General features: G+C 32.4%; 28 protein-coding genes and 1 pseudogene. 18 read left to right on the top strand and 11 right to left on the bottom strand.

What is annotated here, in order from left to right; genetic code table 11:
- The first annotated feature begins 17 nt into the window (after window positions 1–17).
- Both JJ844_06100 and psaJ read left to right on the top strand, forming a co-directional pair.
- Entirely contained in the window at window positions 18–572 is a 555-nt protein-coding gene (locus tag JJ844_06100; protein ID MBO6975244.1) for a Photosystem I reaction center subunit III, read from the top strand.
- Window positions 573–600: 28 nt separating this feature from the next.
- Window positions 601–735, top strand: a complete 135-nt coding sequence (psaJ, locus tag JJ844_06095) for a photosystem I reaction center subunit IX (GenBank protein ID MBO6975243.1) — start codon at window positions 601–603, stop codon at window positions 733–735.
- Window positions 736–749: 14 nt separating this feature from the next.
- On the opposite strand, the gene gmk is transcribed toward psaJ, so the two are convergent.
- Window positions 750–1,304 carry a guanylate kinase gene (gene gmk, locus JJ844_06090; GenBank protein MBO6975242.1) on the bottom strand — a complete coding sequence of 185 codons (555 nt, stop codon included), beginning with the start codon at window positions 1,302–1,304 and terminating at the stop codon, window positions 750–752.
- A 74-nt stretch (window positions 1,305–1,378) separates the two neighbouring features.
- Between gmk and JJ844_06085 the strand changes: the two genes are divergently transcribed.
- From JJ844_06085 to tatC, 3 genes are all read left to right on the top strand, one after another.
- Window positions 1,379–3,079: a DUF814 domain-containing protein gene (locus JJ844_06085; GenBank protein ID MBO6975241.1), complete on the top strand. Its 1,701-nt coding sequence runs from the start codon at window positions 1,379–1,381 to the stop codon at window positions 3,077–3,079.
- A 29-nt stretch (window positions 3,080–3,108) separates the two neighbouring features.
- The gene (locus JJ844_06080; GenBank protein MBO6975240.1) at window positions 3,109–3,369 is read left to right on the top strand and encodes a hypothetical protein; all 261 of its coding nucleotides are present in this window, start codon (window positions 3,109–3,111) and stop codon (window positions 3,367–3,369) included.
- 80 nt (window positions 3,370–3,449) lie between these two features.
- Entirely contained in the window at window positions 3,450–4,208 is a 759-nt protein-coding gene (gene tatC, locus JJ844_06075) for a twin-arginine translocase subunit TatC (GenBank protein MBO6975239.1), read from the top strand.
- Here the strand turns inward: tatC and JJ844_06070 are convergent.
- On the bottom strand, window positions 4,177–4,494 hold the full coding sequence (locus JJ844_06070; GenBank protein ID MBO6975238.1) for a DUF3067 family protein: 318 nt from the start codon (window positions 4,492–4,494) through the stop codon (window positions 4,177–4,179). The two genes, tatC and JJ844_06070, sit on opposite strands and share 32 nt — an antisense overlap.
- A gap of 123 nt (window positions 4,495–4,617) precedes the next feature.
- Between JJ844_06070 and JJ844_06065 the strand changes: the two genes are divergently transcribed.
- The 5 genes from JJ844_06065 to JJ844_06045 are packed head-to-tail and all read left to right on the top strand — an operon-like array spanning window position 4,618 to window position 8,316.
- Entirely contained in the window at window positions 4,618–5,154 is a 537-nt protein-coding gene (locus JJ844_06065) for a cytochrome b6-f complex iron-sulfur subunit (protein MBO6975237.1), read from the top strand.
- 5 nt (window positions 5,155–5,159) lie between these two features.
- Complete coding sequence (locus JJ844_06060; GenBank protein ID MBO6975236.1) at window positions 5,160–6,113, top strand: apocytochrome f; 954 nt, start codon at window positions 5,160–5,162, stop codon at window positions 6,111–6,113.
- A gap of 10 nt (window positions 6,114–6,123) precedes the next feature.
- Window positions 6,124–7,017, top strand: a complete 894-nt coding sequence (locus JJ844_06055; GenBank protein MBO6975235.1) for a prolipoprotein diacylglyceryl transferase — start codon at window positions 6,124–6,126, stop codon at window positions 7,015–7,017.
- A complete protein-coding gene (gene cobM, locus JJ844_06050; protein ID MBO6975234.1) occupies window positions 7,010–7,765 on the top strand; it encodes a precorrin-4 C(11)-methyltransferase in 756 nt (251 codons plus the stop codon). The genes JJ844_06055 and cobM overlap by 8 nt, the downstream gene beginning before the upstream one ends.
- Window positions 7,766–7,821: 56 nt before the next feature.
- Window positions 7,822–8,316, top strand: coding sequence for a helix-turn-helix domain-containing protein (locus JJ844_06045; protein MBO6975233.1), 495 nt, complete (start codon window positions 7,822–7,824; stop codon window positions 8,314–8,316).
- Here JJ844_06045 and JJ844_06040 read toward each other — a convergent pair.
- Window positions 8,309–9,904, bottom strand: a complete 1,596-nt coding sequence (locus tag JJ844_06040) for a Ppx/GppA family phosphatase (GenBank protein MBO6975232.1) — start codon at window positions 9,902–9,904, stop codon at window positions 8,309–8,311. The genes JJ844_06045 and JJ844_06040 overlap by 8 nt on opposite strands.
- 121 nt (window positions 9,905–10,025) lie before the next feature.
- Here JJ844_06040 and JJ844_06035 point away from each other — a divergent pair, with 121 nt between their 5' ends.
- Window positions 10,026–10,913, top strand: a complete 888-nt coding sequence (locus JJ844_06035) for a 4-hydroxybenzoate polyprenyltransferase (protein ID MBO6975231.1) — start codon at window positions 10,026–10,028, stop codon at window positions 10,911–10,913.
- Window positions 10,914–10,922: 9 nt separating this feature from the next.
- Window positions 10,923–11,792: an LD-carboxypeptidase gene (locus JJ844_06030; protein ID MBO6975230.1), complete on the top strand. Its 870-nt coding sequence runs from the start codon at window positions 10,923–10,925 to the stop codon at window positions 11,790–11,792.
- Here JJ844_06030 and JJ844_06025 read toward each other — a convergent pair whose 3' ends face one another.
- The gene (locus JJ844_06025) at window positions 11,793–12,464 is read right to left on the bottom strand and encodes a 2-C-methyl-D-erythritol 4-phosphate cytidylyltransferase (GenBank protein ID MBO6975229.1); all 672 of its coding nucleotides are present in this window, start codon (window positions 12,462–12,464) and stop codon (window positions 11,793–11,795) included. It lies immediately after the preceding gene.
- 92 nt (window positions 12,465–12,556) lie between these two features.
- Between JJ844_06025 and fabG the strand changes: the two genes are divergently transcribed.
- Window positions 12,557–13,306, top strand: a complete 750-nt coding sequence (fabG, locus tag JJ844_06020) for a 3-oxoacyl-[acyl-carrier-protein] reductase (GenBank protein MBO6975228.1) — start codon at window positions 12,557–12,559, stop codon at window positions 13,304–13,306.
- On the opposite strand, the gene JJ844_06015 is transcribed toward fabG, so the two are convergent.
- Complete coding sequence (locus tag JJ844_06015) at window positions 13,307–13,486, bottom strand: hypothetical protein (GenBank protein ID MBO6975227.1); 180 nt, start codon at window positions 13,484–13,486, stop codon at window positions 13,307–13,309. It abuts the gene before it with no gap.
- Window positions 13,487–13,617: 131 nt separating this feature from the next.
- On the opposite strand from JJ844_06015, the gene groL reads away from it, so the two are divergent.
- Window positions 13,618–15,363, top strand: a complete 1,746-nt coding sequence (gene groL / locus JJ844_06010) for a chaperonin GroEL (protein MBO6975226.1) — start codon at window positions 13,618–13,620, stop codon at window positions 15,361–15,363.
- A 4-nt stretch (window positions 15,364–15,367) separates the two neighbouring features.
- Here groL and JJ844_06005 read toward each other — a convergent pair.
- The 5 genes and pseudogenes from JJ844_06005 to JJ844_05985 all read right to left on the bottom strand — a co-directional run bounded on the left by JJ844_06005 (window position 15,368) and on the right by JJ844_05985 (window position 19,613).
- Window positions 15,368–15,735 (bottom strand): annotated as a pseudogene (locus tag JJ844_06005) (hypothetical protein).
- 26 nt (window positions 15,736–15,761) lie between these two features.
- Entirely contained in the window at window positions 15,762–16,586 is an 825-nt protein-coding gene (locus tag JJ844_06000; GenBank protein MBO6975225.1) for an ABC transporter permease, read from the bottom strand.
- 46 nt (window positions 16,587–16,632) lie between these two features.
- Entirely contained in the window at window positions 16,633–17,649 is a 1,017-nt protein-coding gene (locus JJ844_05995; GenBank protein ID MBO6975224.1) for an ATP-binding cassette domain-containing protein, read from the bottom strand.
- A gap of 39 nt (window positions 17,650–17,688) precedes the next feature.
- Window positions 17,689–18,690 (bottom strand): protoheme IX farnesyltransferase, encoded by a 1,002-nt coding sequence (locus JJ844_05990; GenBank protein MBO6975223.1) that lies wholly within the window; start codon window positions 18,688–18,690, stop codon window positions 17,689–17,691.
- Window positions 18,687–19,613, bottom strand: coding sequence for a heme A synthase (locus tag JJ844_05985; GenBank protein MBO6975222.1), 927 nt, complete (start codon window positions 19,611–19,613; stop codon window positions 18,687–18,689). The genes JJ844_05990 and JJ844_05985 overlap by 4 nt, the downstream gene beginning before the upstream one ends.
- A gap of 264 nt (window positions 19,614–19,877) precedes the next feature.
- On the opposite strand from JJ844_05985, the gene coxB reads away from it, so the two are divergent.
- The 4 genes from coxB (at window position 19,878) to JJ844_05965 (ending at window position 23,364) form a co-directional block, all read left to right on the top strand.
- Window positions 19,878–20,681, top strand: a complete 804-nt coding sequence (coxB, locus tag JJ844_05980) for a cytochrome c oxidase subunit II (GenBank protein MBO6975221.1) — start codon at window positions 19,878–19,880, stop codon at window positions 20,679–20,681.
- Entirely contained in the window at window positions 20,678–22,303 is a 1,626-nt protein-coding gene (gene ctaD, locus JJ844_05975; protein ID MBO6975220.1) for a cytochrome c oxidase subunit I, read from the top strand. Before coxB ends, ctaD begins: the two co-directional genes overlap by 4 nt.
- 6 nt (window positions 22,304–22,309) lie before the next feature.
- The gene (locus JJ844_05970) at window positions 22,310–22,912 is read left to right on the top strand and encodes a heme-copper oxidase subunit III (GenBank protein MBO6975219.1); all 603 of its coding nucleotides are present in this window, start codon (window positions 22,310–22,312) and stop codon (window positions 22,910–22,912) included.
- A 98-nt stretch (window positions 22,913–23,010) separates the two neighbouring features.
- Complete coding sequence (locus tag JJ844_05965; protein ID MBO6975218.1) at window positions 23,011–23,364, top strand: transcriptional regulator; 354 nt, start codon at window positions 23,011–23,013, stop codon at window positions 23,362–23,364.
- Between the two features lie 9 nt (window positions 23,365–23,373).
- On the opposite strand, the gene JJ844_05960 is transcribed toward JJ844_05965, so the two are convergent.
- Window positions 23,374–24,027, bottom strand: coding sequence for a riboflavin synthase (locus JJ844_05960; protein ID MBO6975217.1), 654 nt, complete (start codon window positions 24,025–24,027; stop codon window positions 23,374–23,376).
- Window positions 24,028–24,056 lie beyond the last annotated feature (29 nt).

Below are 24,056 nucleotides of genomic sequence, written 5' to 3'. Positions count from 1 at the left end.
ATTAAAGATTGCAACTTATGAAATTCTTTTTTTCAATCATAACCTCGGTTTTTCTGTTCCTTGGAATTACTACATCTGCTCTAGCTGCAAATGGCCCTGCCTTAAACGCAGACAGAGCTAGCACAGAATTCACTGCAACAGCACTCACAAAATGCTCTGAAAACCCTAAATTCATTGAAAGAGCAAATTCTGCAACTACTCAAAAAGATATAGCAAGATTTGAAAGGTATGGAAAAGCATCATGCGGAGATGATGGTCTTCCACATTTAATTATTGGACCTCCACTTGAGCCATGGGGAGCTCTTTTAAATAGAGGCCATGAGGGAGATTTACTTATTCCAGGAGTATTATTCATTTACATTGCTGGGATTATAGGCTGGTCTGGGAGAGAGTATTTAATTGAATCAAAAAAGACTAAGAATCCAGCAGATCTTGAGATCATTATTGATCTTGACTTAGCCAGAAAATGTCTTATAAAAGGTGCACAATGGCCTCTTCTTGCTAATAAACAAGGCAGAAATGGGGATTTAAGAGAAAAAGACAATAATATTACACTTAATGGTCCTCGCTAAACATCTAAAAAAACTTTTATAAAAACAAATGTTCAAAATTCTAAACACAAAATTTGTTAGATCTGCTCCAGTAGTGGCAGCAATTTGGCTAAGCCTTACAGCTGGAATAATTATCGAATTTAATAGGTTTTTTCCTGATTTATTATTCCATCCAATGAGTTGATAAATAGAAAATAATCAAGTTTTTATTAACTTGATTATTTTTTTTGCTGTTTCATCAACATTGTGATTTGTTAATGCAAAATCAAATTCATTTGATACTGAAATCTCATAATTAGCCCTTGAGAGTCTTTTTTTAATTGCCTCTTCTTTTTCTGTACCTCTATTTCTTATTCTTCTCTCTAACTCTTCTTTATCCGGAGGAAGTAAAAATATTGACTGTGAATTAGGAAACTTATTTTTTATTTGCCTTGCACCCTCTACTTCAATTTCAAGTAGTACGGTAAATCCCTTTTTTATTTTCTCATTAACAGAAGACAAAGGCGTTCCATAGTAGTTTCCAGCAAATTGAGCCCATTCAAGGAAAAGGTTTTGTTCAATCATTTCTTTAAACTTTTCTTGGTTTAAGAAATAATAATTTTCTCCGTCCTTCTCTCCCTCTCTAGGTTCTCTAGTAGTTGCAGATATTGAAAGCCAAAAATTTTTTTCTTTACCTAATATTTCTTTAACAACTGTTCCTTTACCCACCCCGCTGGGTCCAGTGAGGATAATAAGTTTTCTTTGATTTTTCATATTAAATTTTTTACAGTAAAATAAACGTCTTGTGAATAAAAAAAGGAATAATGCAAAAAGGTGTTCCACAGATAATGGATATTACATCTATTAGATCTGTCTTGCATTATTTGACAAAGAACATCTTACCTACAAAGTTTGAGACTGCCCAACAACCAGAGCCTAATACAATTCAATTATGTTTCAGAGGAGTTAATTGTCAAACTTGGTTGGAAGTTTCATGGAATGGTGAATCTCCTAGAATTCTAAAAATAAATAAGCCGGAAAAAATTGGAAGAGAAAGTACACTTTCTAAACAAATAAGATACGGATTAAGATATATGGCTTTAATTTCGATTGATCAAGATGATTTCGAAAGAGTCATAAAATTTGGTTTTGCAAAAAAACCTGGAGATGAAATTAGTAAGTATTTAATTTTTGAGTTAATGGGAAAGCATAGTAATATTTTTTATTTGGATAATAAACATAAAATCATCGCAGTTGGTAAACAAATTAAATCAAACCAATCTAGTTTTAGAACAATATCAACAGGATCAATTTATGTTAACCCTCCAGTAAATCTTAAAAAACAACCTAGAGAAGATGAGTCTTTTCAGTCATGGAAAGAATCAATTTCAACAGTACCTGAGTCTTTGAAATTCAGTTTAATAAATACCTACCAAGGAGTAAGCCCTATCCTCACAAAACAATTAGAGGTTGTTAGCAAAACTGACAATCCGGAAATAATGGGAAAAAATATAGATTTCATTAGCGATTCAGACTTAAAGGAGATATTTAAAAATTGGAAGATTTGGATAAATCGGTTTAAAAATAATAACTTTAACTTTTCTACATTCAACAAAGATTTTTATTGCGTTTGGTTTTTCGATAAGGAAATTAATTGCGAAAATAAAATAGATTTATGCACAAGCTTAGAGAATTATTATGATTATCATCTGAAACAAAAAAAACTTGAATTATTGGAAAAAAAAATTGAAGGGATAATTTTTAAACAGACTAATACTGAGAAAAAGAATTTAAATATTCAATATGATCTTCTTACAAAATCAGAAAACTACGAGATATATAAAGAAAAAGCTGATAATATATTCTCTTCACATGAAATTAAAAAACAAGACATTATAAAGGGACAAAAACTATATAAAAAATCAAAAAAACTAAAGAGATCTAGAGAATTAATTAAAGAAAGACTAAATATTTACAAAACAAATATAGAGAGATTAGACGAATTCACTACGCTTCTAGAAAATTTAAATTCTTTAAATCATGAAAGACTTTTTATGAGAATCAAACTGCTTGAAGAAATTATGGAAGAAATTTGTAACGAGTTTAATATCAATATCAAGAAGCAAAGAGAAGATCAGAAAAGTACATATGAGATAGAGTCTTCACCAATTCAAGTTGACACTCCCACAGGATTAAAGCTTCAGGTAGGGCGAAATATGAGGCAAAATGACTTAATAAGCTTTAAGTTCTCAAAAAAAGGCGATTTATGGTTTCATGCACAGGAATCACCAGGCAGTCATGTAGTTTTGAAGTCTTCATCTCAAGTAGCATCTGAACAAGATCTTCAAATAGCTGCAGATTTAGCTGCTTTATTTAGTAAGGCAAAAAGAAACATTAAAGTTCCAATTAATTTAGTAAAAATTAAAGATTTGCAAAAAATCAAAAACGGAGGACCGGGTTGCGTTTCCTTTAAAAATGGAGAAATTATTTGGGGAAATCCTACAAGAGGAGAAGATTACATTAAAAAAAATTTTAAAACAGTAATTTAGTTTATAATATAAAAAATTTTTAAATCTAAATGTTTGATTTTCTTTTAGGCACTCATGAATTTTTAGGAAATCATAGTTTTCCAGAATTTATTGTTGGATATCTATTTGGTGCTGCATTAATAATTGGAGCTCCTACTGTTTTCTTACTACTTGCCTTCGTAAGTGCTTTAATGAAAACAAATGGGAAAATGGGTGGATACAGAGAATATGAAACTTATGGTGAATCATCCTTAAATGATGCTCCTCCTTTCTTATTACCAGATCCAACAAATCCTAAATTAAGCAAATAATTAAGTTTATCGAAAAATAAATTGGACTTTGACAATAGTAGTTTTAAACCTTTTTCTTACACAATTTTTATCAAATAATAATGAGAGGAACAGGTCAAAGTGAAAAAAAATCATCAGATTCGATGACTTTTAGTGATCATTTAGAGGAGCTTCGTCAAAGGATACTAAACTCAATTTACTCAATACTAATTTCAATATTCTTTAGTTTTCTCATCATAAAGCCATTAATATCTTTTTTAGAAATTCCAGCAGGTGATATTCATTTACTACAACTTGCTCCAGGAGAGTTTTTATTTGTCGCTATTAAAGTAGCAGGATACAGCGGATTAATAGTTTCTATGCCTTATATTTTTTATCAAATAATATTATTCATTTCTCCTGGTTTAACAAAACAAGAAAAAAGCCTTATCTTGCCTGCAGTTTTTGGTTCAGGTCTTCTATTTTTTTTAGGATTAATTTTTTCATGGTGGATATTAGTCCCTGCAGCAATAAATTTCTTCATTAGTTTCGGTGCTGATATTGTTGAACCAACTTGGTCCATAGAAAGATATTTTGATTTTGTTCTCCTATTAATGTCCAGCACTGCAATAGCTTTTCAATTGCCAGTATTACAATTTATTCTTGGTTCTCTTGGAATAATCACAACAGAAAAAATGATTTCGAATTGGAAGATAGTTGTAATTTCCTCCGCAATATTATCTGCAGTGATTACCCCTTCAACAGATCCATTAACGATGTCATTGCTATCTATATCGATTGTGTTTTTATTTTTTGTGGGTACTGGATTAACTTACTTATCAGAAAATCTTAAGTCAAAAACTCTTTCATCTTCTCATTAAGATCTAATTGCAAGCTGACAGCTCTACCTAACCTTGGCTTAGCATTGACTTTCTTTAGCCATTCCCTTACTTCTTCTGAATATCCACATCTATTTAAAATCTCGATTTTATCAGCTATCGATTTTTTATATTCATCTTCACTTAAAGGGAAAGATTCCTGTCCAAGAAATCCCCACATCATTTGAAAATAAACGAATTTTCCTCTCCTAAAGAGTCTAAAATCATATTTTTTCCCCCAGCGATGAATCAAATAATGTATGACTTCATCTACTAGCAACGGGTTCATTTAAATCAATTAATTAAGACTTCCTAAACTTTTACTTTAAATTATTAAAAGTCCTATCTATTTGCAACAGAAATTGAACAATCTGATTCATAATAACTAATAAATAACAGAACCAAGTAGCGAATGACTCAATTAAGTTCCAATGATGTCCCTTCTATGGGTCGAAGGCAATTTATGAATCTTCTTACATTTGGTACTGCAACTGGTGTGGCTTTAGGAGCCCTTTACCCTGTAGCGAATTATTTCATGCCTTTAAGAGCAGGCGGTGGTGGAGGTGGAACTTCTGCTAAAGATGAATTAGGGAATCCAATAACTAAGACAGGTTGGTTAGCTACCCATCAAGCAGGAGACAGAAGTCTAGTTCAGGGTCTAAAGGGAGATCCAACTTATTTAATAGTTAATGACGGTGGGGAAATAGGAGAATTTGGTTTAAATGCAATTTGTACTCATTTAGGTTGTGTTGTTCCATGGGATAGTGGTGCCAATAAATTTATATGTCCTTGTCATGGCAGCCAGTACGATACTAACGGGAAGGTAGTAAGAGGGCCTGCGCCTTTATCTTTAGCTCTAGCTCATGTTGATATTGAAGATGATGCTGTGCTCGTCAAACAATGGTCAGAAACTGACTTTAGAACTAATGAAAATCCATGGTGGGCATAAAAAAAATGAAAGGTCTTAAAAATCAAATCATGAAAAAAACAAGTTTATTTATCTGTACTCTGCTTTTCATTGCAAGCATTGTATTTTATCCAGAGATGAGTTTTGCTTATCCATTTTGGGCTCAGCAAAACTACGAATCCCCAAGAGAAGCCACAGGTAAGATAGTCTGTGCAAATTGTCATCTAGCTCAGATGCCTACAATTGCAGAGGTTCCACAATCTGTTGGAGCAGACAGTGTTTTCAAAGCTGTAGTCAAAATACCTTACAAAAATGATTTAAAAGAGATAGGGGCTGATGGTTCAGAAGTCCCATTACAAGTTGGTGCTGTTGTAATGCTGCCTGATGGCTTTAAACTTGCTCCTCAAGAAAGATGGACCGAAGAAATAAAAGAGGAGACAGAAGGGGTTTATTTCACTAACTACAGTGAAGAGAAAGATAATATCATTATTGTGGGACCTTTACCTGGGGATACCAATAAAGAAATCGTTTTCCCTGTACTTTCCCCTGACCCATCCACTAATAAAGAATATCACTATGGGAAATACTCGTTACACATTGGAGGCAATAGAGGTAGAGGTCAGGTATATCCAACTGGAGACAAGAGCAATAATGTAGTATTTACTTCTTCCACCGCAGGAACTATAAATTCAATAGAAACAATTGAAGATGGGAGCTATCAAGTCAATATAGAAAACGATAATGGTGAAATAACTACTGAAGCAGTGCCTGTTGGTCCTCAACTTATCGTAAAAGCTCAAGACAAAATTAATGTAGGCGACCCTCTTACTAATGATCCCAACGTTGGTGGCTTTGGGCAATTAGATGCTGAGGTTGTACTTCAGAGCCCTTATAGAGTTATTGGATTGATTGCATTCTTCATTGGTGTAGGCCTAACACAAATACTTTTAGTATTAAAGAAAAAACAAGTAGAAAAAGTGCAAGCAGCAGAGGGTATCTAACTTTCTCTAAATGCTTATACTTCAAGCTTTTATACAATCTCCAGGAGAAACTTTTTTAAATTTAGGATTTATAACTATTAGATGGTACGGACTTCTTATTTCGGTTTCAGTTTTAATAGGCCTATTTGTCTCTAAAAAACTAGCAAAGGCAAGAAATATTAACCCAGAGTACATTAGTGAAATACTTCCATCATTAATAATCTCTTCAATAATTGGAGCTAGAGCTTATTACGTAATTTTTGAGTGGAGGCAATATAGCGGAGAGAACTTTTTTACTTCTTTTGAACTATTCAATAACATCATTCAAATACCTTCTTTTCTTGCAGTTTGGGAAGGAGGCATAGCAATACATGGAGGTCTAATTGGAGGATTAATATCTATTATCTATTTCTGTAAGTCAAAAAAAATTAATTTAAAAACTTTTATAGATATATTAATACCCTCGATTATTCTTGGACAATCAATAGGAAGGTGGGGAAATTTTTTCAATAATGAAGCCTTTGGAGTTCCTACAAATTTGCCTTGGAAATTATTTATACCTATCCAAAATAGGCCTTTAGAATTTATTAATTATGAATTTTTTCATCCTACATTTCTCTATGAGTCATTGTGGAATTTTTTAATTTTCATCCTCCTTATTATTACCTTTAATAAACAAAATAAAACAGATTTTTTCAGGCCTGGCTTTATTAGCTGTCTTTATTTAATAAGTTATAGCTTTGGAAGATTCTGGATTGAAGGTTTAAGAACTGACCCACTATGCATTGGTGGACTTCCACCTTTCTGTGATGGCGGTATAAGAATGGCTCAATTTATAAGTATTTTTCTATTTTCTTCTGGATTAATTGGAATATTTTTTTTAAGATTGAGAACATATAGTGGGAAAAATAGAAAGAATGGATAACAAAATATCCTTTATTGGTGCTGGTCCAGGCGATCCAGAATTATTAACTTTAAAAGCACTAAAAAAGATAAAAATTGCAGATGTCATTATTTGGACTGATTCTCTAATTCCTGAAAAAATTTTAGATTCTGCTAAAGAAGGTTCTGAAAAAATAAAAACGAGTTCACTTAACCTAGAGCAAATCACCTCAATTATGATAGAAAAATTTAAGGCAGGGAAAACTGTTGTTAGGTTGCATGATGGAGACCCTTGCCTTTTTGGAGCAATTAGAGAGCAAATCGACATTTTAAAAAACGAAAAAATTGAAATCGAGGTTGTTCCTGGAGTAAGTGCTTTTCAAGTTGCTGCAGCATATCATGAAGCTGAGTTAACCATCCCTGACGTAACGCAAACAATAATATTAACTAGGGCAGGAGGGCGAACAGGGATGCCCGAAAAAGAATCTCTGACAGATCTTGCGAAACACAATTCCTCTATATGTCTATATCTAAGTGCTAGGCATGTGAAAAGGTCTCAAGAAACTTTACTAGAGTTTTACCCTCCAGAGACTAAAGTGATTGTTGGATTTAGAGTATCTTGGGATGATGGTTGGACATCATTAATAGAATTAAAAGATATGGAAAAATTTTCTATTGAGAAAAAACTAATTAGAACAACCATTTACATAATTAGCCCAGCAATTAGTAATTCTAAAAAAAGATCTAATCTTTATAATCCATCTTATAAGCATCTCTTTAGGAATAAATAGTTTTAAAAGTTGATAGAAAAATATTAATTACTATAATTAGTAAAAATTAATTTGCTTTGAAAGAAATAGAATCTGTTGCGGGAAACAACAATAAAGGAGAAAACTCTTCTTTAAAGAGAATTGGAAATTTTATTAAAGAGGCTAGGTTAAGTAGAAATCAATCTATTGAAGAATTAGCTTCTGATTTAAAAATCGGATCTCATCAACTTGGAGCCATAGAAGAAGGTAATGAAGAAAAGCTACCTGAAAAAGTATTTGTCAAAGCAATGATTAGACGAATTTCACAGAAGCTCAAACTTGATACAGAATTTATAATGAATGAATTCAAGACGGAGAGGAAAGAAGTGAAAATTGAAGAAATAGTTGAAGAAGTCTCAAAAAAAAATTACAAATCTAGGCAATCTAATAATCTTAATCCAGTAGGGTTCCTAATATTTATTTTAATTTCAGGCTTTCTCGGACTAATCGCCTCGTCTTTAATTTTCAATTTATTTTCAGACTCTTCTCAAAATCAAACTCCAAAACAAGAACTTATTAAAAAAACTAAATAATTTTTAAATCCAAATTCTTTAGTTCTTTTATTGCATTACGGCATAATCCTAAGTTCCATTTTTCAAGAAGAAGATCCTGGTTTCTATTTAAAGGTAGAAGTTCAAATGTAAGAATATTTTGCTGCAATTTTATTTGAACAGAGGAGATCACCTTGTCAGGTCTTTGATCAAGAGATGATGCTAGTCTCAGGATTAATGACATTTCAAGAACTAATGTTTTATCTTCTTTGGATATTAAATTTTGCCAAGACTCATGTCTTTTCTTGGGTAGAGTCTTTCTGTGGTATCTAGCAATTGAAGCAATAATATTTGTTTCTGCTTCAGAATATCCCAACAACTCACAATTTTTTATTAAATACCAAGAGTGTTTGTGATATGAACCAACATTCACGTATTTCCCACAATTGTAAAGATTAGAAGCTGCCCAAAGAAGTTCTTTAGCTTTAGGGTCATTATCGCTATGAAAGATATTTTTAGTCTGATCATAGATTTGAAAGGCAATATCAACAACTTTCTCAACTCTTGTATTATCTACTCCAAACTTTCTGGCCTGATGAACTATAGTTGTTTTTCTAATATTGCTTTGAATATTTAACTCGTTTTTAATTATCCCTTTACGAAGCATCCAATCTACAACCAAACCCTCTCGAAGTGCCCTCTCACTTATTATTAATTCATTAAAGTTCAACATCTCCATTGCGCTATTTAGTATCAATGCTCCTGGAATAATTATTTCTGCTCTTCTCTCACTTAATGAAGGTATTTTCTTGATTTCCGAAACTGGCAATTTAATTAGTTTTTCCAATACATTTTGTAAATTTTCCCTTTTAAATTTATAACCATGCAACTTTTGCTTAGATTCTCCCAAATCATCTGAAATCAAATTTCCTAATGAGGTTGCAGTGCCACTGGTTGCAATCATGGATAAAGGCTTATCTCCCTTAGATCTACTCTTTATTTTTCGAACAGATGGTTCTAAGGATCCTTTAATAAAAGTTGTTAGAAAACTCGATCTTTCTGAAGATATAGACTCTTTATTTAAAAAATCATTTTTAAGTCTTACCGCACCAATCCTCGAACTGGTAAGAGCTATAGCGTCTTTTTTATCTGCAAGTATTAATTCTGTAGATCCTCCTCCAATATCTATGATTACAAAAGACTGATCTTCAAAAGACATTCCAGAAAGAACACCAAGGTAAATTAATCTGGCTTCCTCAGAACCACTTATCATTTCTATTTGAATATCAGTTTCATCAAGAACTCTTCTAATAAAATCTTGACCGTTTGGAGATTCCCTAACTGCACTTGTTGCTGCTGTTACTATTTGTTTTACTCCATTACTTTCACAATATTCCCTAAATCGCTTAAGAGTAACTAATGCTCTTTGGATTGATTCTTCAGTAAGATTACCCTCCTCATCTCTTTCTCCAAGACGAGTGGTTGATTTATCAGTGAATTTTATTGAAAATGATTTTAATTCTAGATTAATTTCTGCTACTAAGAGATGTGTAGAGTTAGTTCCAATATCAATGGAAGCTACTAAAATTTGCTTTTCTTGAAAATATCTTAAATCTTGTTTCTGTATCATTTTTTATAGGATGCAGATATCTTTAATCCATTAATAAATATACCCAAGATTGATTATTAAATAATAGAAATCATTTAATCCTAGTAAGATTATTTAAGTTATGAAATATACAATAGGTTATATGCAAAATAAAAATCGACAAATTAAATTAAGTACTTTTTTTGAATTATTAAGGTGGAATAAGCCTACTGGAAGAATGATCTTACTTATTCCTGCTGGATGGAGCTTATATTTAACCCCAGATGCTAATCCAACACTTTTAATGTTGCTAAGAATAATCGTGGGAGGAGTACTAGTAAGTGGATTAGGCTGCGTGATTAATGATATTTGGGACAAAAAAATTGATCAAAGAGTTTTTAGGACAAAAAATAGACCTCTAGCTGCAAATAAAATCGGTCTAAAAACAGCTTATTCAATTCTTTTCTTTTTAATTTTATGTAGCTTCTTTTTAACTTTGTCACTTCCTCAACCTGGAAGAACTCTTTCCATTTCACTTGCTTTTTTAGCTTTACCCATTATTTTAATTTATCCTTCTGCTAAAAGATGGTTTAAATATCCTCAATTAATCTTATCAATATGTTGGGGTTTTGCTGTTTTAATTCCCTGGGCCGCAAATGAAGGCAATCTAAATAGTATTGTTTTATTATTTTGCTGGCTAGCTACCATTTTTTGGACTTTTGGCTTTGACACGATTTATGCTTTAGCAGATAAAAAATATGATATCAAAATTGGAATAAATAGTTCCGCTATTAATCTCCAGGAAAGTACAAGAATAACTATTCAAATTTGTTATTTTTTAACTTCCAGTTTTCTCGCATTATGCGGATTAATTAATCAAATGGATTTTATTTTTTGGCCAATTTGGCTTACAACGTCAATTTTAATGCAGAGGGATATACTGAAAGTATTTCCAGAGGAAAAGCAATCAATAAAGAACATTGGGAAGCACTTCAAAAATCAATCAATTTATGGAGGAGTCCTTTTATTGGGAATTATTATTGCCTCATGAATTCTAAATATGGTTATTAGATTAAAAAAAGGTGATCTAATAGATATTTTAGCTCCAGGTTCCTTTATTGATGAAGACGAAAATTTTCAAAAAGGTATAGAAATTTTAAAAAACTGGGGCTTGGAAATTAATGAAAATAATTCTCTATCAAAAAAATTTGGTTATTTTGCAGGTGATGATCTAACTAGATTTGAAGAATTAGAAAAATCACAAAATAGTAAGCTAATCATTTTTGCGAAAGGAGGCTGGGGTTCAGCAAGACTATTAGAAAAAGAACCTTCTTGGCAGCATGGTTTAATGCTTGGATTCTCAGATACTTGTTCTTTATTACTATCTAAATATTCTCAAGGATTTATTGGTTCTATTCATGGGCCAATGGTTACTGGCCTTTTCAAAGAGCCAGATTGGAGTCTTGAGAGATTAAGAAATTTACTTTTTGAGGGATATGTTGATGACATAAGAGGAATTCCTTTAAGAGGTGGGAAAGCTAAAGGAGAAATTATCGTTTCTAACTTAACTATTGCTACTTTTTTAATTGGTACTAATCACTTTCCAGATTGCAAACGAAAAATAATAATTTTTGAAGATATTAATGAAGATATTTATAAAATTGATCGCATGTTGACTTACCTCAGAATGACTAAAACACTGACTGAAATTGCTGGTATTGGATTCGGAAGTTTTTCTAATGATTCCTGCGACCTTGAATGGAAAGATTTACTAAAAAACTGCATTATTGAAAGACTCCAGGAGTTTGATTTTCCTATTCTTTTTGACCTCCCAGTAGGCCACATATCTGGAAATGCTTGCATTCCTTTAGGATACGAAGCCACCTTAAATGGTGATGATGGCATTCTTAGTATCGATACTCCTTTCTAACTAGGGGTTCTTCACAAAAAGTTTTGCTATTTTCAAATCTATAGGGGATGTAATTTTTATATTTGAATAAGTCCCTTCAATAATCTTAACTTTCCAATTAAGCATTTCGAATAGTGAGGCATCATCTGTGACTTTCCAGTTTTTATTAATTGCCATGCTATGAGCTTTTTTTAATCTATCTACTAAAAAGCCCTGAGGAGTTTGCGCTGCCCATAAATAATTTCTATCTGGTGTTTCTTGAATAAAACCTTCATTATCAACAATCTTTATTGTGTCAGTTACCTTAGTAGCCAAAATTACAGCTTCATTTTCATCTAATTGCTTGGCACAAAGGTCTATTAATTCAGGTTTAATAAGACATCTAGCACCATCATGTATTAAAACTTTTTCAGCATCATTTGGTAACGCTTTTAAACCATTAAAAACTGACTTTTGTCTGGTGTCACCACCATTAATCCAATGAACTTTATGAGCAAAATTCTTTACTGAATTTAATAATAAATTTTTATCTTTCGGTTGTCCAATTATTCCAACCCAATTTGTTGAGCTTGCAGAAAATACAGATTTAAGTGTCCAATAAATCAAAGACTCTCCCTCTAAATCAATGAGTAATTTATTTTTTCCAGCTTTCATTCTGCTGCCGCTTCCTGCAGCTGGTATTAAAAAGTGCACAATAGAAGGTCTTAATATTTTCTAGACAATTATAAATAAAAGCAATATCTTTACACAAATAGTACTACGATTGAAAATTATAAAATTTCATAATGTCCAATACAGATTCATTATCAGGCAAAGTTGCTTTAATCACTGGAGCTAGCAGAGGGATTGGTAAAGAAATTGCTTTAGAACTAAGCCGCTTAGGAGCAGAAGTTTTTATTAATTACTCTTCTTCTGATGAAAAAGCTGAAGAAGTTGTAAATTCAATAAAAAATTCGGGAGGTAAAGCTCATAAATTAAAATTTGATGTTTCAAAAGAGGATTCTGTCAGTTTAGCTTTTGAAGAAATAATCAAAATTAATGGAACCATTGATATCCTCATTAACAATGCTGGTATTACTAGAGATGGACTATTGATGAGAATGAAATCGGAACAATGGGATGACGTACTAAATACAAACTTAAAAGGAGTTTTTCTTTGCACAAAATATGCTTCAAAATTTATGATGAAAAAAAGAAGTGGTAGCATCGTAAATATTTCATCTGTTGTTGGAATAATTGGTAATCCAGGGCAAGCAAATTATTCTGCCGCCAAAGCCGGAGTTATTGGATTTACCAAAACTTGCGCTAAAGAATTTGCCTCAAGAGGTATAAACGTAAATGCAATAGCTCCAGGTTTTATAGAAACAGAGATGACTGAAAAACTTAATACTGAGGAGATTCTTAAAGTTATCCCTTTAGGGAAATTAGGAAGTTGTACGCAAATTGCAAACTTAGTGTCATTCTTAGTTTCAAGTGATGCAGGCAGTTACATTACGGGGCAAACAATCAGTATTGACGGAGGTATGAGTATTTAATTATGTACCTTGATAGGGCTGGCCCAATTCATCTCTTAATCTTCTGATTTTTTGTAAAAGTTTTAGTCTTCGACTTCTAGCAGTTAATGTCAAGAAAAATCTTAAAGGAAAGTATATTAGTGTCATAGCAATCGCGAGGATTGCGGTAAGAGTAAAAATAAGATTATTTGTTTCTTCCATAACTTAAAGATACTCTTATTTTAGTTAATTTGTATGTCTCATTAAAAGAAATTCGGCTTTCCCCACTTAATTAAATATCCCTAAAAAATGATTCTATGGGAGATTAGAATAAGATTAAAGATCAAATAAACATGGCTAAACAGTTAAGTTTTTCTAATGAATCAAGAGAAGCGCTAGAAAAAGGTGTGAATTTCGTAGCAAATGCAGTAAAGGTTACTATTGGGCCAAAAGCAAAAAACGTTGTAATAGAAAAGAAATTTGGTTCGCCAGATATAGTAAGAGATGGATCTACAGTTGCTAAAGAGATCGAGATTGAAAACCCTATTTCTAATTTAGGTGCGAAATTAATAGAACAAGTTGCATCCAAGACAAAAGAGAGTGCTGGGGATGGAACAACAACAGCAACCATTCTGACTCAGAAGATGGTTCAAGAGGGATTAAAAAATATTGCTTCTGGTGCCAATCCTATGGAGTTAAAAAAAGGTATGGAAACAGGCCTGACTTTTGTCTTAGAAAAATTAAGTTCTAAAAGTATTTCGTTAAGTGGTTCTGATATCCAAAAAGTTGCAACAGTCAGTGCTGGAGGTGATGAAGAAATTGGATCTATAATTTCTAAAGCGATGGATATTGTTACTTCAGATGGTGTAATAACTGTTGAAGAATCTCAATCACTGGAAACAGAATTAGATATAACTGAGGGAATGTCTTTTGATAGAGGTTATAGTTCTCCATATTTCGTAACAGACCAAGAAAGACAAGTTTGTGAACTTGAAAACCCTAAAATATTAATAACTGATCAAAAAATCTCAACTTTAGTTGATCTAGTTCCAATACTTGAAGAAATTCAGAAGTCAGGCTCACCCTTTCTAATTCTTGCTGAAGATATTGAAGGAGAGGCTTTAACCACTCTGGTTTTAAATAAGAATAGTGGGGTCTTAAATGTTGCTTCCGTGAGAGCTCCATTATTTGGTGAGAGAAGAAAAGCTGCCCTAGAGGATATTGCAATTCTTACAGGGGCTAAGTTAATTAGCGAAGATAAATCGATGACACTTGATAAAGTCTCGATAAATGATTTAGGAAAAGCAAAAAAAATAACTATCACAAAGGATAAAACTACAATTGTTGCCTTCGAAGACACTAAAGATTTAGTTAAAGCCCGAGTAGAGAAATTAAAGAGAGAAGTCGATATAACTGAATCAGAATATGATCAGGATAAAATCAATGAAAGGATAGCCAAACTAGCCGGAGGAGTAGCTCTTATCAAAGTAGGAGCAGCTACAGAAACAGAGATGAAGTATAAAAAGTTGAGAATCGAAGATTCCCTTAATGCTACAAAAGCTGCTATTGAAGAGGGTGTTGTTTCTGGAGGAGGACAAACTTTAATTGAAATATCAGATGACCTTTTAAATTTAAGCGAATCATCTTCGGATGATTTAAGAACAGGGATAAATATAGTTAAAGAAGCTCTTTTGGAACCTACCAAACAAATAGCAAAAAATGCTGGTTTTAACGGTGATGTAGTTGTCGCTGAAATTAAAAGACTTAAAAAAGGCTTTAATGCTAATTCAGGGAAATATGAGGATTTAAAAGATTCAGGAATATTAGATCCAACCAAAGTAATAAGATTAGCTCTTCAAGATTCAGTATCTATTGCAGCTATGCTCCTCACAACAGAAGTTGCAATGGCTGACATTCCAGAGCCTGAAGCAGCGGCCCCTGGAGTACCGGGTGGAGATCCAATGGGAGGCATGGGTGGTATGGGAATGCCAGGAATGGGTGGCATGGGAATGCCAGGAATGGGTGGCATGGGAATGCCAGGAATGGGTGGCATGGGTATGCCAGGAATGGGTGGCATGGGTATGCCAGGAATGATGTAAAGATTTAACTTGCTTTTTTATCGTTATTAATCCACCTTCCTAAATTTTTAATACTAAGACAGTGGTAGTCTCTGGGTATCAGAAATTCTTTTATATCATTATAGTTTTGATCTTTGCTAAATATTCCATTAATGCTAAAAGTTTCAAGAAAATTTAATTCCAATTTCATTCTTCTATATTTTTCAAAAGTTTTTGATAATTCAAGTTTAGTTTTTTCTTGATTTTCTTGTTCATGCTGATTTTCTTTTGGTACTGAACTATTGATTATCAAATCATTTAAAGAATCAATCCCAAATCTATGGGCCCATTTAAAAAGAATATTTTCATCAAGCAAAAAATTATTTTGTAAAAAGCCTTTTGAAAAACTTCTATTAGATGATTTTAAAAACCATAAATTTTTAACTCAACTTTCTATTTAAAAGAGGTCTTATAATAATCAAAGAAAAAACTGTTAAAGAAAATAAAATTGATATACAACTCTTACAAGTTAAATCACCATATGGGGCATGTAAAGCCACTAATTCTAAATCCATAGTTTGTGTATAAGCAGTCCTAATAGGTTCAATCGCAAAAGTTAATGGATTTAATGAAGCTAACCACCCAAGCCAATTTGGCATGAAAGATATTGGAGCTAAAGCAGTACTGGCAAAAAGAAGAGGTAAGTTTATTACAAATATAAGAGCGATTAATTCAATATGTCCCGGCAAAACAAACGCTAAACATAAACTTATTGATGTCACAAACAGAACTAATAGGATGAGTGTTGTAAACACAATCCCTAAACCATATAAGTTGGGCCATCCATAACCCAAAATATATGAAACAATCATTATTACAATACTCTGAACAAAGCTCAGGATTGTTATGTAAAAAAAAGAAGATAAAACTATGGATAATCTACTAGTTAAAGGAGCTACAAGTAATCTATTAAGAAATCCAAACTCTCTATCAAACATTAAAGGAAGACCAGAGTTAAGGGCTCCGCTAAAAGCAGTAAATACAATAAGTCCTGCTCCTAAAAAATTTCCATAAGAATCAACTCCTGGTAAAAAATCTTCAGGAGCTTTAGAGAATAATGCCCCAAATAAAAAAAGCCAAATTATGGGTTGTAATATTCCAGCTAAAAGAGTTGATGGTCTTCTTTTTAATTGAATAAATAATCTTTTTGTTAGGGCAAATGTTTCTTGATATAAAAAAAATAAATTATAATTTTTCAATTCCATAATTAGTAGTAATTAGTATTCATTATAGTTAGTTAACAAAAATTTTTTATCGCATTGATTGCTTTGATTCTTTTTTAAGGTCTCTTTTCCCTGCCATAGAAATTTCGGCATCCAATAAAGTTTTCCCGGTTGCCTGAAGATATACATCGTCCAAGCTTGGCTGACTTTGGGTAAGAGAAAAAATTTCAAACTTTGAGAAGGCTAATTCCACTTTGAGCTTCGTAAGTAAATCTTTTTCCTTATCTGCTACGAAATTTATAGAGAAGCCTTGCGCTTCATTGATAATGATCTGACTAATTCCATCTATTGAAGATAAAATCTGACATATATTTTTTGCTTCTTCCTGATTACTAAATTCTCTTACTTTCAAAGTTACTCTATCCCCTCCTAATTTATTTTTGAGTTCTGCAGGAGCCCCTTGTGCTATAACTCTTCCATCATCAATTATCACTAATTTGTCTGCCAATTTATCTATTTCATCAAGATAGTGACTGCTTAAAATAATAGTCATCCCACTATTTCTCAAATCTTTCAAAAGTTGCCATATAATGTTCCTACTTTCAATATCTAAACCAACTGTAGGTTCATCCAATATTAATAATTTGGGCAAATGTAAAAGTCCAGCTGCCAGATCTATTCTTCTTTTCATTCCCCCTGAATAAGTTCCACACTTACGATCAATCCAATCATTCATTTCTAATTGATCTATTAATTTCTTTATCCTTTCAAATTTTTTGTTTTTGTTGATGTGATATAAATCTGATTGAAAATCCAAAAGCTCTCGTCCAGTTAATATTTTATCAAGTGAGATGTCCTGGGCAACATAACCAATTAATTCTCGAATTTTCCTTGAATTTTTTATTAGATTAATATTATTTATAAAAACTTCTCCACTATCAGGCTCTATTAAAGTAGCGAGTATTTTTATTAGTGTTGATTTACCAGCACCATTTGGGCCTAGTATTCCGAACAACGTGCCAGCTTCAATTTCCATCGATAAATTTTTTAATGCCTTGATATCTGAATAAGATTTTGAGAGCCCTTTGACTTTTATATAATTCATCAAATCTACTTTTTACTTAAAAAACATTTTACATCTAATTTAATTACTAAGCAGGGACACTATAGAGAAAAATATTTGCATTGATTGCTGCTCAAATTCCACGGATAGTTGGGTTCTGGAAATTAATAACAAAAGACAAATACCAAACATATAGAGAATAGACCACCTAAAAAGAGACTTTGCTCTTGAAAGATCATCAGGAGATTTCTTTAATTCATTTATTAATTGCAAAAGTCTTCCATTAAATGGCAATAACATAATTCCGTATAAGAGCCCCCCTTCAGGTAAAGCAAAAACTCCCATAATACTCATTAAAACTGTTGCCCATCCGTAACGAGAAATTGCTTTAGCAGTAAAAACAGATCCTTTAACAGAGGGGAGCATAGGAATACCAACAGATGCGTAATCATCCTTCAACAAAATTGCAAGTGCCCAGAAATGTGCTGGAGTCCATAACATTACTAAACCAAACAACCACCAACCACTAAGACCTACATGCCCTGTGGCAGCAGATGCTCCAACTAAAGGTGGTATCGCACCAGCAACTCCTCCGAAAACAATATTTTTTGTTGTACGAGGTTTCAAAATAACTGTATATAAAATTACGTAGCTAAATAAACCAAGAAGAGTTAATCCCGCAGCTAAATAATTTACACCACTTACTAAAAGCATAGAGGCTGCCAAAGTACATGATACAGCAGCTAAAAATACAGTCTCAGATGACAACTTTCCTGCTGGCAAGGCTCTTTTGCTAGTTCTTATCATCCTCTTGTCTAATTCCATTTCCCACAAGCAATTAAGAGCTCCTGCTGCAGCTGCTGCCAAAGCTCCGCCTCCTAAAGTACAGATAAGTTTCGGTGAAGACAAAGGCCATTCCTCTGTTAAAGCCATTCCTCCCAAAGTGGTTGCCAGTAAAAGTGGGATTAATCTGGGTTTTGCTACTTCAAGCCAAGGCGGCAAAGTTATTTTTTTTCTTGAAGGTACAACTTCATCCCTAATTGAAGATTTATAGTTCAAGTTTTCTAAGTTACTACTGTTCATGAATTGAAACCAACTATTTGAGAATTAAGAGAGTGGTCTAGGCCTTTTTTGGTAAAAGGATTTCTAAAAATTAATGTTGTTAATATCGCAATAAATAAAGAGGCGTTAAGTTGATGACCGATAATAAAAAAAGGTTCATTCAAATTTGTTTTAAGACTTAAAACACCCAAAACAATTTGGGAAAATAAGAGAAAAATAAGTGCTGAGAGATATTTCCAATTTTCATTAAGCAAATTTCTCTTATAAATTGCAGTAGCAATAATCAATAGAATTGAAAAAGCAATTGGAAAAGCAAATAATTTATGAGTATTTAGCATTAGACATTGATTATTAAAAGATAAGCAAATATGTGCTGACCAAGTTGATGAGAGCCTAACTCCAATAAAAGATTGAATCAGAGTAAGTAAAAGAGGAACAAACAATAATAATCTCCACCAAATTAATGGCTCTTCTATGTCGTCTTTTTCTAAATTTTGATTTATTGAAATTGTTGTAATGAGAAGTAGAAAAGCTATTAAAAGATGGCCAGTAACTGTATATGAATCAAGCAAGTTTATTACTGTTAAAGCTCCAAAAGATCCTTGGACAATAACCAGAAACAGCAATAATGAATAAGTTTTAGGTAACCAATTTGGAATTTCATTTTTCCAAATTATTGAAAGGGCAAATTTGAAAAGAATTAATATTCCAACCAGAAAAGCATCTAGACGATGAAACCACTCTAGAAATACTCTTAAATTCATATGATTAAAAGGCAAAAAAGATCCATAACACAATGGCCAGTCTGGGCAGGCAAGTCCCGCCTCCATTACTCTCGTAGCACCTCCAATTACGATTAGTGCGATGAGTGCGAGTACACTATGGCTTCCCAACCTTTTAAAAATTGTCAGATATTTTGATTTATATAATTGGTTATTAATCAAATGGATAAAACCTATTATTTTGCATAATAAATTAGATTCAAAAACCAAACATTAATTAAAAATTAATATGTTAAATTTAAAAAATAATTTAGTAATTTAATCTTTTTTCCCTGACAATTAACTCTAAAAAGTTATTAATAATACGCCTTTTATTTCATAAATCTTAAGAAGTTGTGAATTTAAATGTTTTTCTTTTAACAAAGGATGCAGGATTAAAAAAATTGAATATCTTGAGGATATAAATACAAATTCTCAAGGAATCAATTGTTAAATAAAACCATTTATTTAATACTAATTATTTCCCTCGTTTTTGCTATATCTTTTTGGATTGGTTTTAATGTAAATTTGCTCCCAGCGGAAGCAAGTATTAATGCACCAATTTACGATGAACTTTTTAAAATTCTTTTCATTATTGGATTAATTATTTTTATAGGAATGACAATAGCAGTTATTTATAGCTTATTTAAATTTAGGAAAAGAAATGATCAGATAGGCGATGGCATAGCTTTAGAGGGAAATTTAAGCTTAGAAATTGTATGGACAATTATCCCTTCAATAATTGTTTTACTAATAGGTCTATATAGCTACAACATCTACGATCGAATGGGAGGGATGAAAGAACTAAATCATAACCATGAAATGATGAATTCTAACACTGAAAAAATATGGGCTGGAATAAGTCAAACTTCTGATAATGAAATAGCAATAAATAATTTATCAATTGAAGTTTCAGCTATGCAATTTGCATTTCTATTCAATTATCCCAAGGGCAATTTCATATCAGGAGAACTACACGTTCCTGTTGATCAAAAAGTATCAATGAAAATGGAATCCAAAGATGTCATTCATGCTTTTTGGGTACCAGAGTTCAGAATTAAGCAGGATATTATTCCCGGACAACCGACTATCTTAAATTTCACTCCTACAAAAGTAGGAAAATATCCGATAATTTGTGCAGAATTATGTGGCCCATATCATGGAGGAATGAGAGCCTCGATAATTGTTGAAGAAGAATCTGATTACAACGAATGGTTTAACAAAAATAAAAAACCAGAGGTAAATTTATGACAATATCAATTGATCCACAAAAAACTAATAATGAAAGTCTTCAACCTAAAGGCTGGCTTAGGTACTTTAGTTTTAGCCTTGATCATAAAGTAATTGGGATACAATATCTGATCTGCGGTTTTCTTTTCTATTTAATAGGCGGAACCTTAGCGAGTGCTATAAGAATTGAACTAGCTAGTCCAATGTCTGATTTTATGCCAAGGGATGTTTATAACCAAGTTTTAACCCTACATGGAACAATAATGATATTCCTTTGGATAGTGCCCGTAGTAAATGGTGCTTTTGGAAATTATTTAATTCCATTTTATGTAGGTGCGAGAGATATGGCATTCCCAAGATTAAATGCAGTAGCTTTTTGGTTAATTCCTCCTTCAGGTTTGATGCTGGTAGCAAGCTATTTTGTTGATGGTGCTGCTCAGGCTGGATGGACTGCTTATCCACCTTTGAGCATAACTACTCCTCAATCGGGACAAATTATTTGGATTCTGAGTGTTCTATTACTTGGAGGCAGCTCTATATTTGGTGGAATAAACTTTATCGCGACCATTATCAAATTAAGAAGGCCAGGATTAAAACTTATGCAATTGCCAATGTACTGTTGGGCAATGCTTGGAACGAGTATATTAGTTGTTTTGTCAACTCCGGTATTGGCGGGCACTTTAATTCTACTTAGCTTCGATATCATCGCTAATACAGGGTTTTTCAATCCTGTCTTGGGAGGCAATGTTGTAGTTTATCAGCATTTATTTTGGTTTTATTCTCATCCAGCTGTATACATTATGGTTCTTCCTGCCTTTGGTTTAGTTAGTGAAATACTTCCTGTACATGCTAGAAAACCACTTTTTGGATATACAACAATGGTTTTTTCAATAATGGGGATAGTAGTTTTAGGTTTAGTTGTTTGGGCTCATCACATGTTTACGAGTGGAACGCCCCCTTGGATGAGATTGTTCTTTACTATTGCCACGGCATTTATTGCTGTTCCAACAGGTATAAAATTTTTCAATTGGGTTGCAACATTATGGGGAGGTAAAATTTCCGTCAATAGTGCAATGTTATTCTCTTGCGGATTTATTATAAATTTTGTTTTTGGAGGTATCACAGGAGTTGCTTTGGCACAGGTACCTTTCGATATTCACGTACATGATACCTATTTCGTTGTAGCCCATTTTCATTACATAGTTTATGGAGGGACTGTTTTTATTATTTTCTCTTCAATTTATCATTGGTTCCCTAAAGTAACTGGGAAAATGCTCAATGAAAAATTAGGAATTTTACATTTTATCATTACCTTTATTGGATTTAACTTGTGCTTTGCTCCTCAACATTGGCTTGGTTTAAATGGAATGCCAAGAAGAGTTGCAGAATATGATCCTCAATTCCAGTTCGTTAATCAAATAAGTAGTCTTGGGGCTCTTTTGATGGCTATAAGTACAATTCCTTTTTTAATTAATGTATTCCTTAGTGTGAGAAATGAAAAAGATGCTGGAGATAACCCTTGGAATGCTCTTACACCTGAATGGTTAACATCTTCTCCACCTCCAGTTGAAAATTGGGAGGGAGAAGCTCCATTAGTTGAAGAACCATATGGTTATGGTAAAGAAATTTCTGAAAAAAAATAAAATCATATGACAACTCTAGATAGCTCAAAAGAACTTCAAAAAAATAATTCTGAAGCCACTGAAACACATGATGACTTCAGAATGTTTGGTCTTATAACTTTCCTAATTGCGGACGGAATGACTTTTGCTGGATTCTTTGCTGCTTATTTAACTTATAAAGCAGTAAATCCATTACCTGATGGTGCTATTTATGAATTAGAACTACCAATACCTACACTCAATACAATTTTGTTACTTGTTAGTAGTGCAACTTTCCATAAAGCAGGAAAAGCACTTTTAAAAGATAAAAACTCTGAATCCCAAAAATGGTTATTTTTTACTGCTTTTCTTGGAATTATATTTTTAATATGTCAATTATTTGAATATTTTCATTTACCTTTTGGATTAACCGATAATTTATTTGCAAGTACTTTTTATGCTCTTACTGGTTTTCATGGATTACATGTCACTTTAGGCACTTTAATGATTTTAATTATTGCTTGGCAATCGAGAATCAAGGGCGGAAGATTAACTAGTCAAAATATGTTCCCTTTGGAAGCTGTTGAATTGTACTGGCATTTTGTAGATGGAATATGGGTTATTTTATTTATTATTTTGTATCTTTTATAAAAAAACTAAATTTTAAAAATTAAATATATTTTTTATTAATTTATATTGCCACAGTTCTCCTTTTTAGTAAGAATATATAATTAGAAATTTGTTAGATAATGCTAGAAGGAAAAGAACTTCTTGAGAAAGCAAAATTATTAAGTAAACAATCTGAGGATGAGATAGCCAAAGGCTGTGGATACGTTGGTCCAAGCGGTAGAGTCTTAAGAAAAAGTTTTTACAAAGCGCTTATAGAAGCTAAGGGTTACAAAATAGGAAATGGTCGTCAGGGGAAAAATGGTAATAGAGCTTCTAGAGGCAGACAGGCAGAATTCAAAACTAAAGTTCATGGTAATGGGAACCTTTTAATTGGTCATGCCTACACCAAAAAATTAGGTCTAGAGCCTGGTCAGGAATTTAAAATCGATCTAAAAAAAGAGTCAAAAACAATTTATCTGATTCCATTAGATTAAAAATATATTTTACCAACCGTTTTCTTTAAGCCACTCCGAAGAAAGATTATTTGAAGACAAATCTTCTTTACTATTTTTATTAAACAAAAGTAATTTCTCTACATATTTAATTAGTGCATCTGCCTCAAGGTTTACGCTTTCACCAACATTTAATTTATTCAGATTTGTGTTATGCCAAGTATGAGGAATTATCGCAATAGTAAATATTTCTCCTTCCTGCTCATATTTGGCAATCGTAAGACTTATACCATTTACACAAATACTCCCTTTATTTACTACGTATCTTGAAAAATTATTATTTTTCCACTTTATTGATAAAAGCCAAGATTTCTCTAATTTTTCTATATTCTCGACCGTTCCAAGGCCATCAACATGTCCGCTGACTATATGCCCTCCTAGACGGTCAGACACCCTAAGAGCGGGTTCCAAATTAACAATCTGATTCAGGTTCGACTTAACTCCTAAAGTTGTTTTTTTTAATGTTTCCTCACTAACATCAACAGTAAATTTATTTTGAAAAATCTCTTTAACTGTCAAACAAATTCCATCAACAGCTATGCTGTCGCCGATTGTTATATCAAATAAGTTATCGAGAATTTCAATTTCTAAAATATTTTTTTCTTGTTTTAGTTTTCCAATTGATTGAATTATTCCTGTAAACATAGCTTTAAGAAAAATATTTTTGCAAAATT

This window comes from Prochlorococcus marinus CUG1435 (assembly GCA_017644375.1).
Classification (GTDB): domain Bacteria; phylum Cyanobacteriota; class Cyanobacteriia; order PCC-6307; family Cyanobiaceae; genus Prochlorococcus_A; species Prochlorococcus_A marinus_AH.
Note: the sequence above shows the minus strand (reverse complement) of the source record. Positions and strands in the feature narration are given on the sequence as shown.

Coding starts and splice junctions, on each gene's coding strand:
- psaJ (MBO6975243.1), top strand. CDS start 601: ATGTTCAAAATTCTAAACACAAAATTTGTTAGATCTGCTCCAGTAGTG.
- cobM (MBO6975234.1), top strand. CDS start 7,010: ATGGATAACAAAATATCCTTTATTGGTGCTGGTCCAGGCGATCCAGAA.
- gmk (MBO6975242.1), bottom strand. CDS start 1,304: ATGAAAAATCAAAGAAAACTTATTATCCTCACTGGACCCAGCGGGGTG.
- tatC (MBO6975239.1), top strand. CDS start 3,450: ATGAGAGGAACAGGTCAAAGTGAAAAAAAATCATCAGATTCGATGACT.
- JJ844_05965 (MBO6975218.1), top strand. CDS start 23,011: ATGCTAGAAGGAAAAGAACTTCTTGAGAAAGCAAAATTATTAAGTAAA.
- ctaD (MBO6975220.1), top strand. CDS start 20,678: ATGACAATATCAATTGATCCACAAAAAACTAATAATGAAAGTCTTCAA.
- JJ844_06035 (MBO6975231.1), top strand. CDS start 10,026: ATGCAAAATAAAAATCGACAAATTAAATTAAGTACTTTTTTTGAATTA.
- JJ844_06065 (MBO6975237.1), top strand. CDS start 4,618: ATGACTCAATTAAGTTCCAATGATGTCCCTTCTATGGGTCGAAGGCAA.
- JJ844_06070 (MBO6975238.1), bottom strand. CDS start 4,494: ATGAACCCGTTGCTAGTAGATGAAGTCATACATTATTTGATTCATCGC.
- JJ844_05970 (MBO6975219.1), top strand. CDS start 22,310: ATGACAACTCTAGATAGCTCAAAAGAACTTCAAAAAAATAATTCTGAA.
- JJ844_05960 (MBO6975217.1), bottom strand. CDS start 24,027: ATGTTTACAGGAATAATTCAATCAATTGGAAAACTAAAACAAGAAAAA.
- JJ844_05990 (MBO6975223.1), bottom strand. CDS start 18,690: ATGAACAGTAGTAACTTAGAAAACTTGAACTATAAATCTTCAATTAGG.
- JJ844_06100 (MBO6975244.1), top strand. CDS start 18: ATGAAATTCTTTTTTTCAATCATAACCTCGGTTTTTCTGTTCCTTGGA.
- JJ844_05995 (MBO6975224.1), bottom strand. CDS start 17,649: ATGAATTATATAAAAGTCAAAGGGCTCTCAAAATCTTATTCAGATATC.
- JJ844_06055 (MBO6975235.1), top strand. CDS start 6,124: ATGCTTATACTTCAAGCTTTTATACAATCTCCAGGAGAAACTTTTTTA.
- fabG (MBO6975228.1), top strand. CDS start 12,557: ATGTCCAATACAGATTCATTATCAGGCAAAGTTGCTTTAATCACTGGA.
- JJ844_06060 (MBO6975236.1), top strand. CDS start 5,160: ATGAAAGGTCTTAAAAATCAAATCATGAAAAAAACAAGTTTATTTATC.
- JJ844_06015 (MBO6975227.1), bottom strand. CDS start 13,486: ATGGAAGAAACAAATAATCTTATTTTTACTCTTACCGCAATCCTCGCG.
- JJ844_06080 (MBO6975240.1), top strand. CDS start 3,109: ATGTTTGATTTTCTTTTAGGCACTCATGAATTTTTAGGAAATCATAGT.
- groL (MBO6975226.1), top strand. CDS start 13,618: ATGGCTAAACAGTTAAGTTTTTCTAATGAATCAAGAGAAGCGCTAGAA.
- JJ844_06085 (MBO6975241.1), top strand. CDS start 1,379: ATGGATATTACATCTATTAGATCTGTCTTGCATTATTTGACAAAGAAC.
- JJ844_06000 (MBO6975225.1), bottom strand. CDS start 16,586: ATGGAATTGAAAAATTATAATTTATTTTTTTTATATCAAGAAACATTT.
- JJ844_06040 (MBO6975232.1), bottom strand. CDS start 9,904: ATGATACAGAAACAAGATTTAAGATATTTTCAAGAAAAGCAAATTTTA.
- JJ844_06030 (MBO6975230.1), top strand. CDS start 10,923: ATGGTTATTAGATTAAAAAAAGGTGATCTAATAGATATTTTAGCTCCA.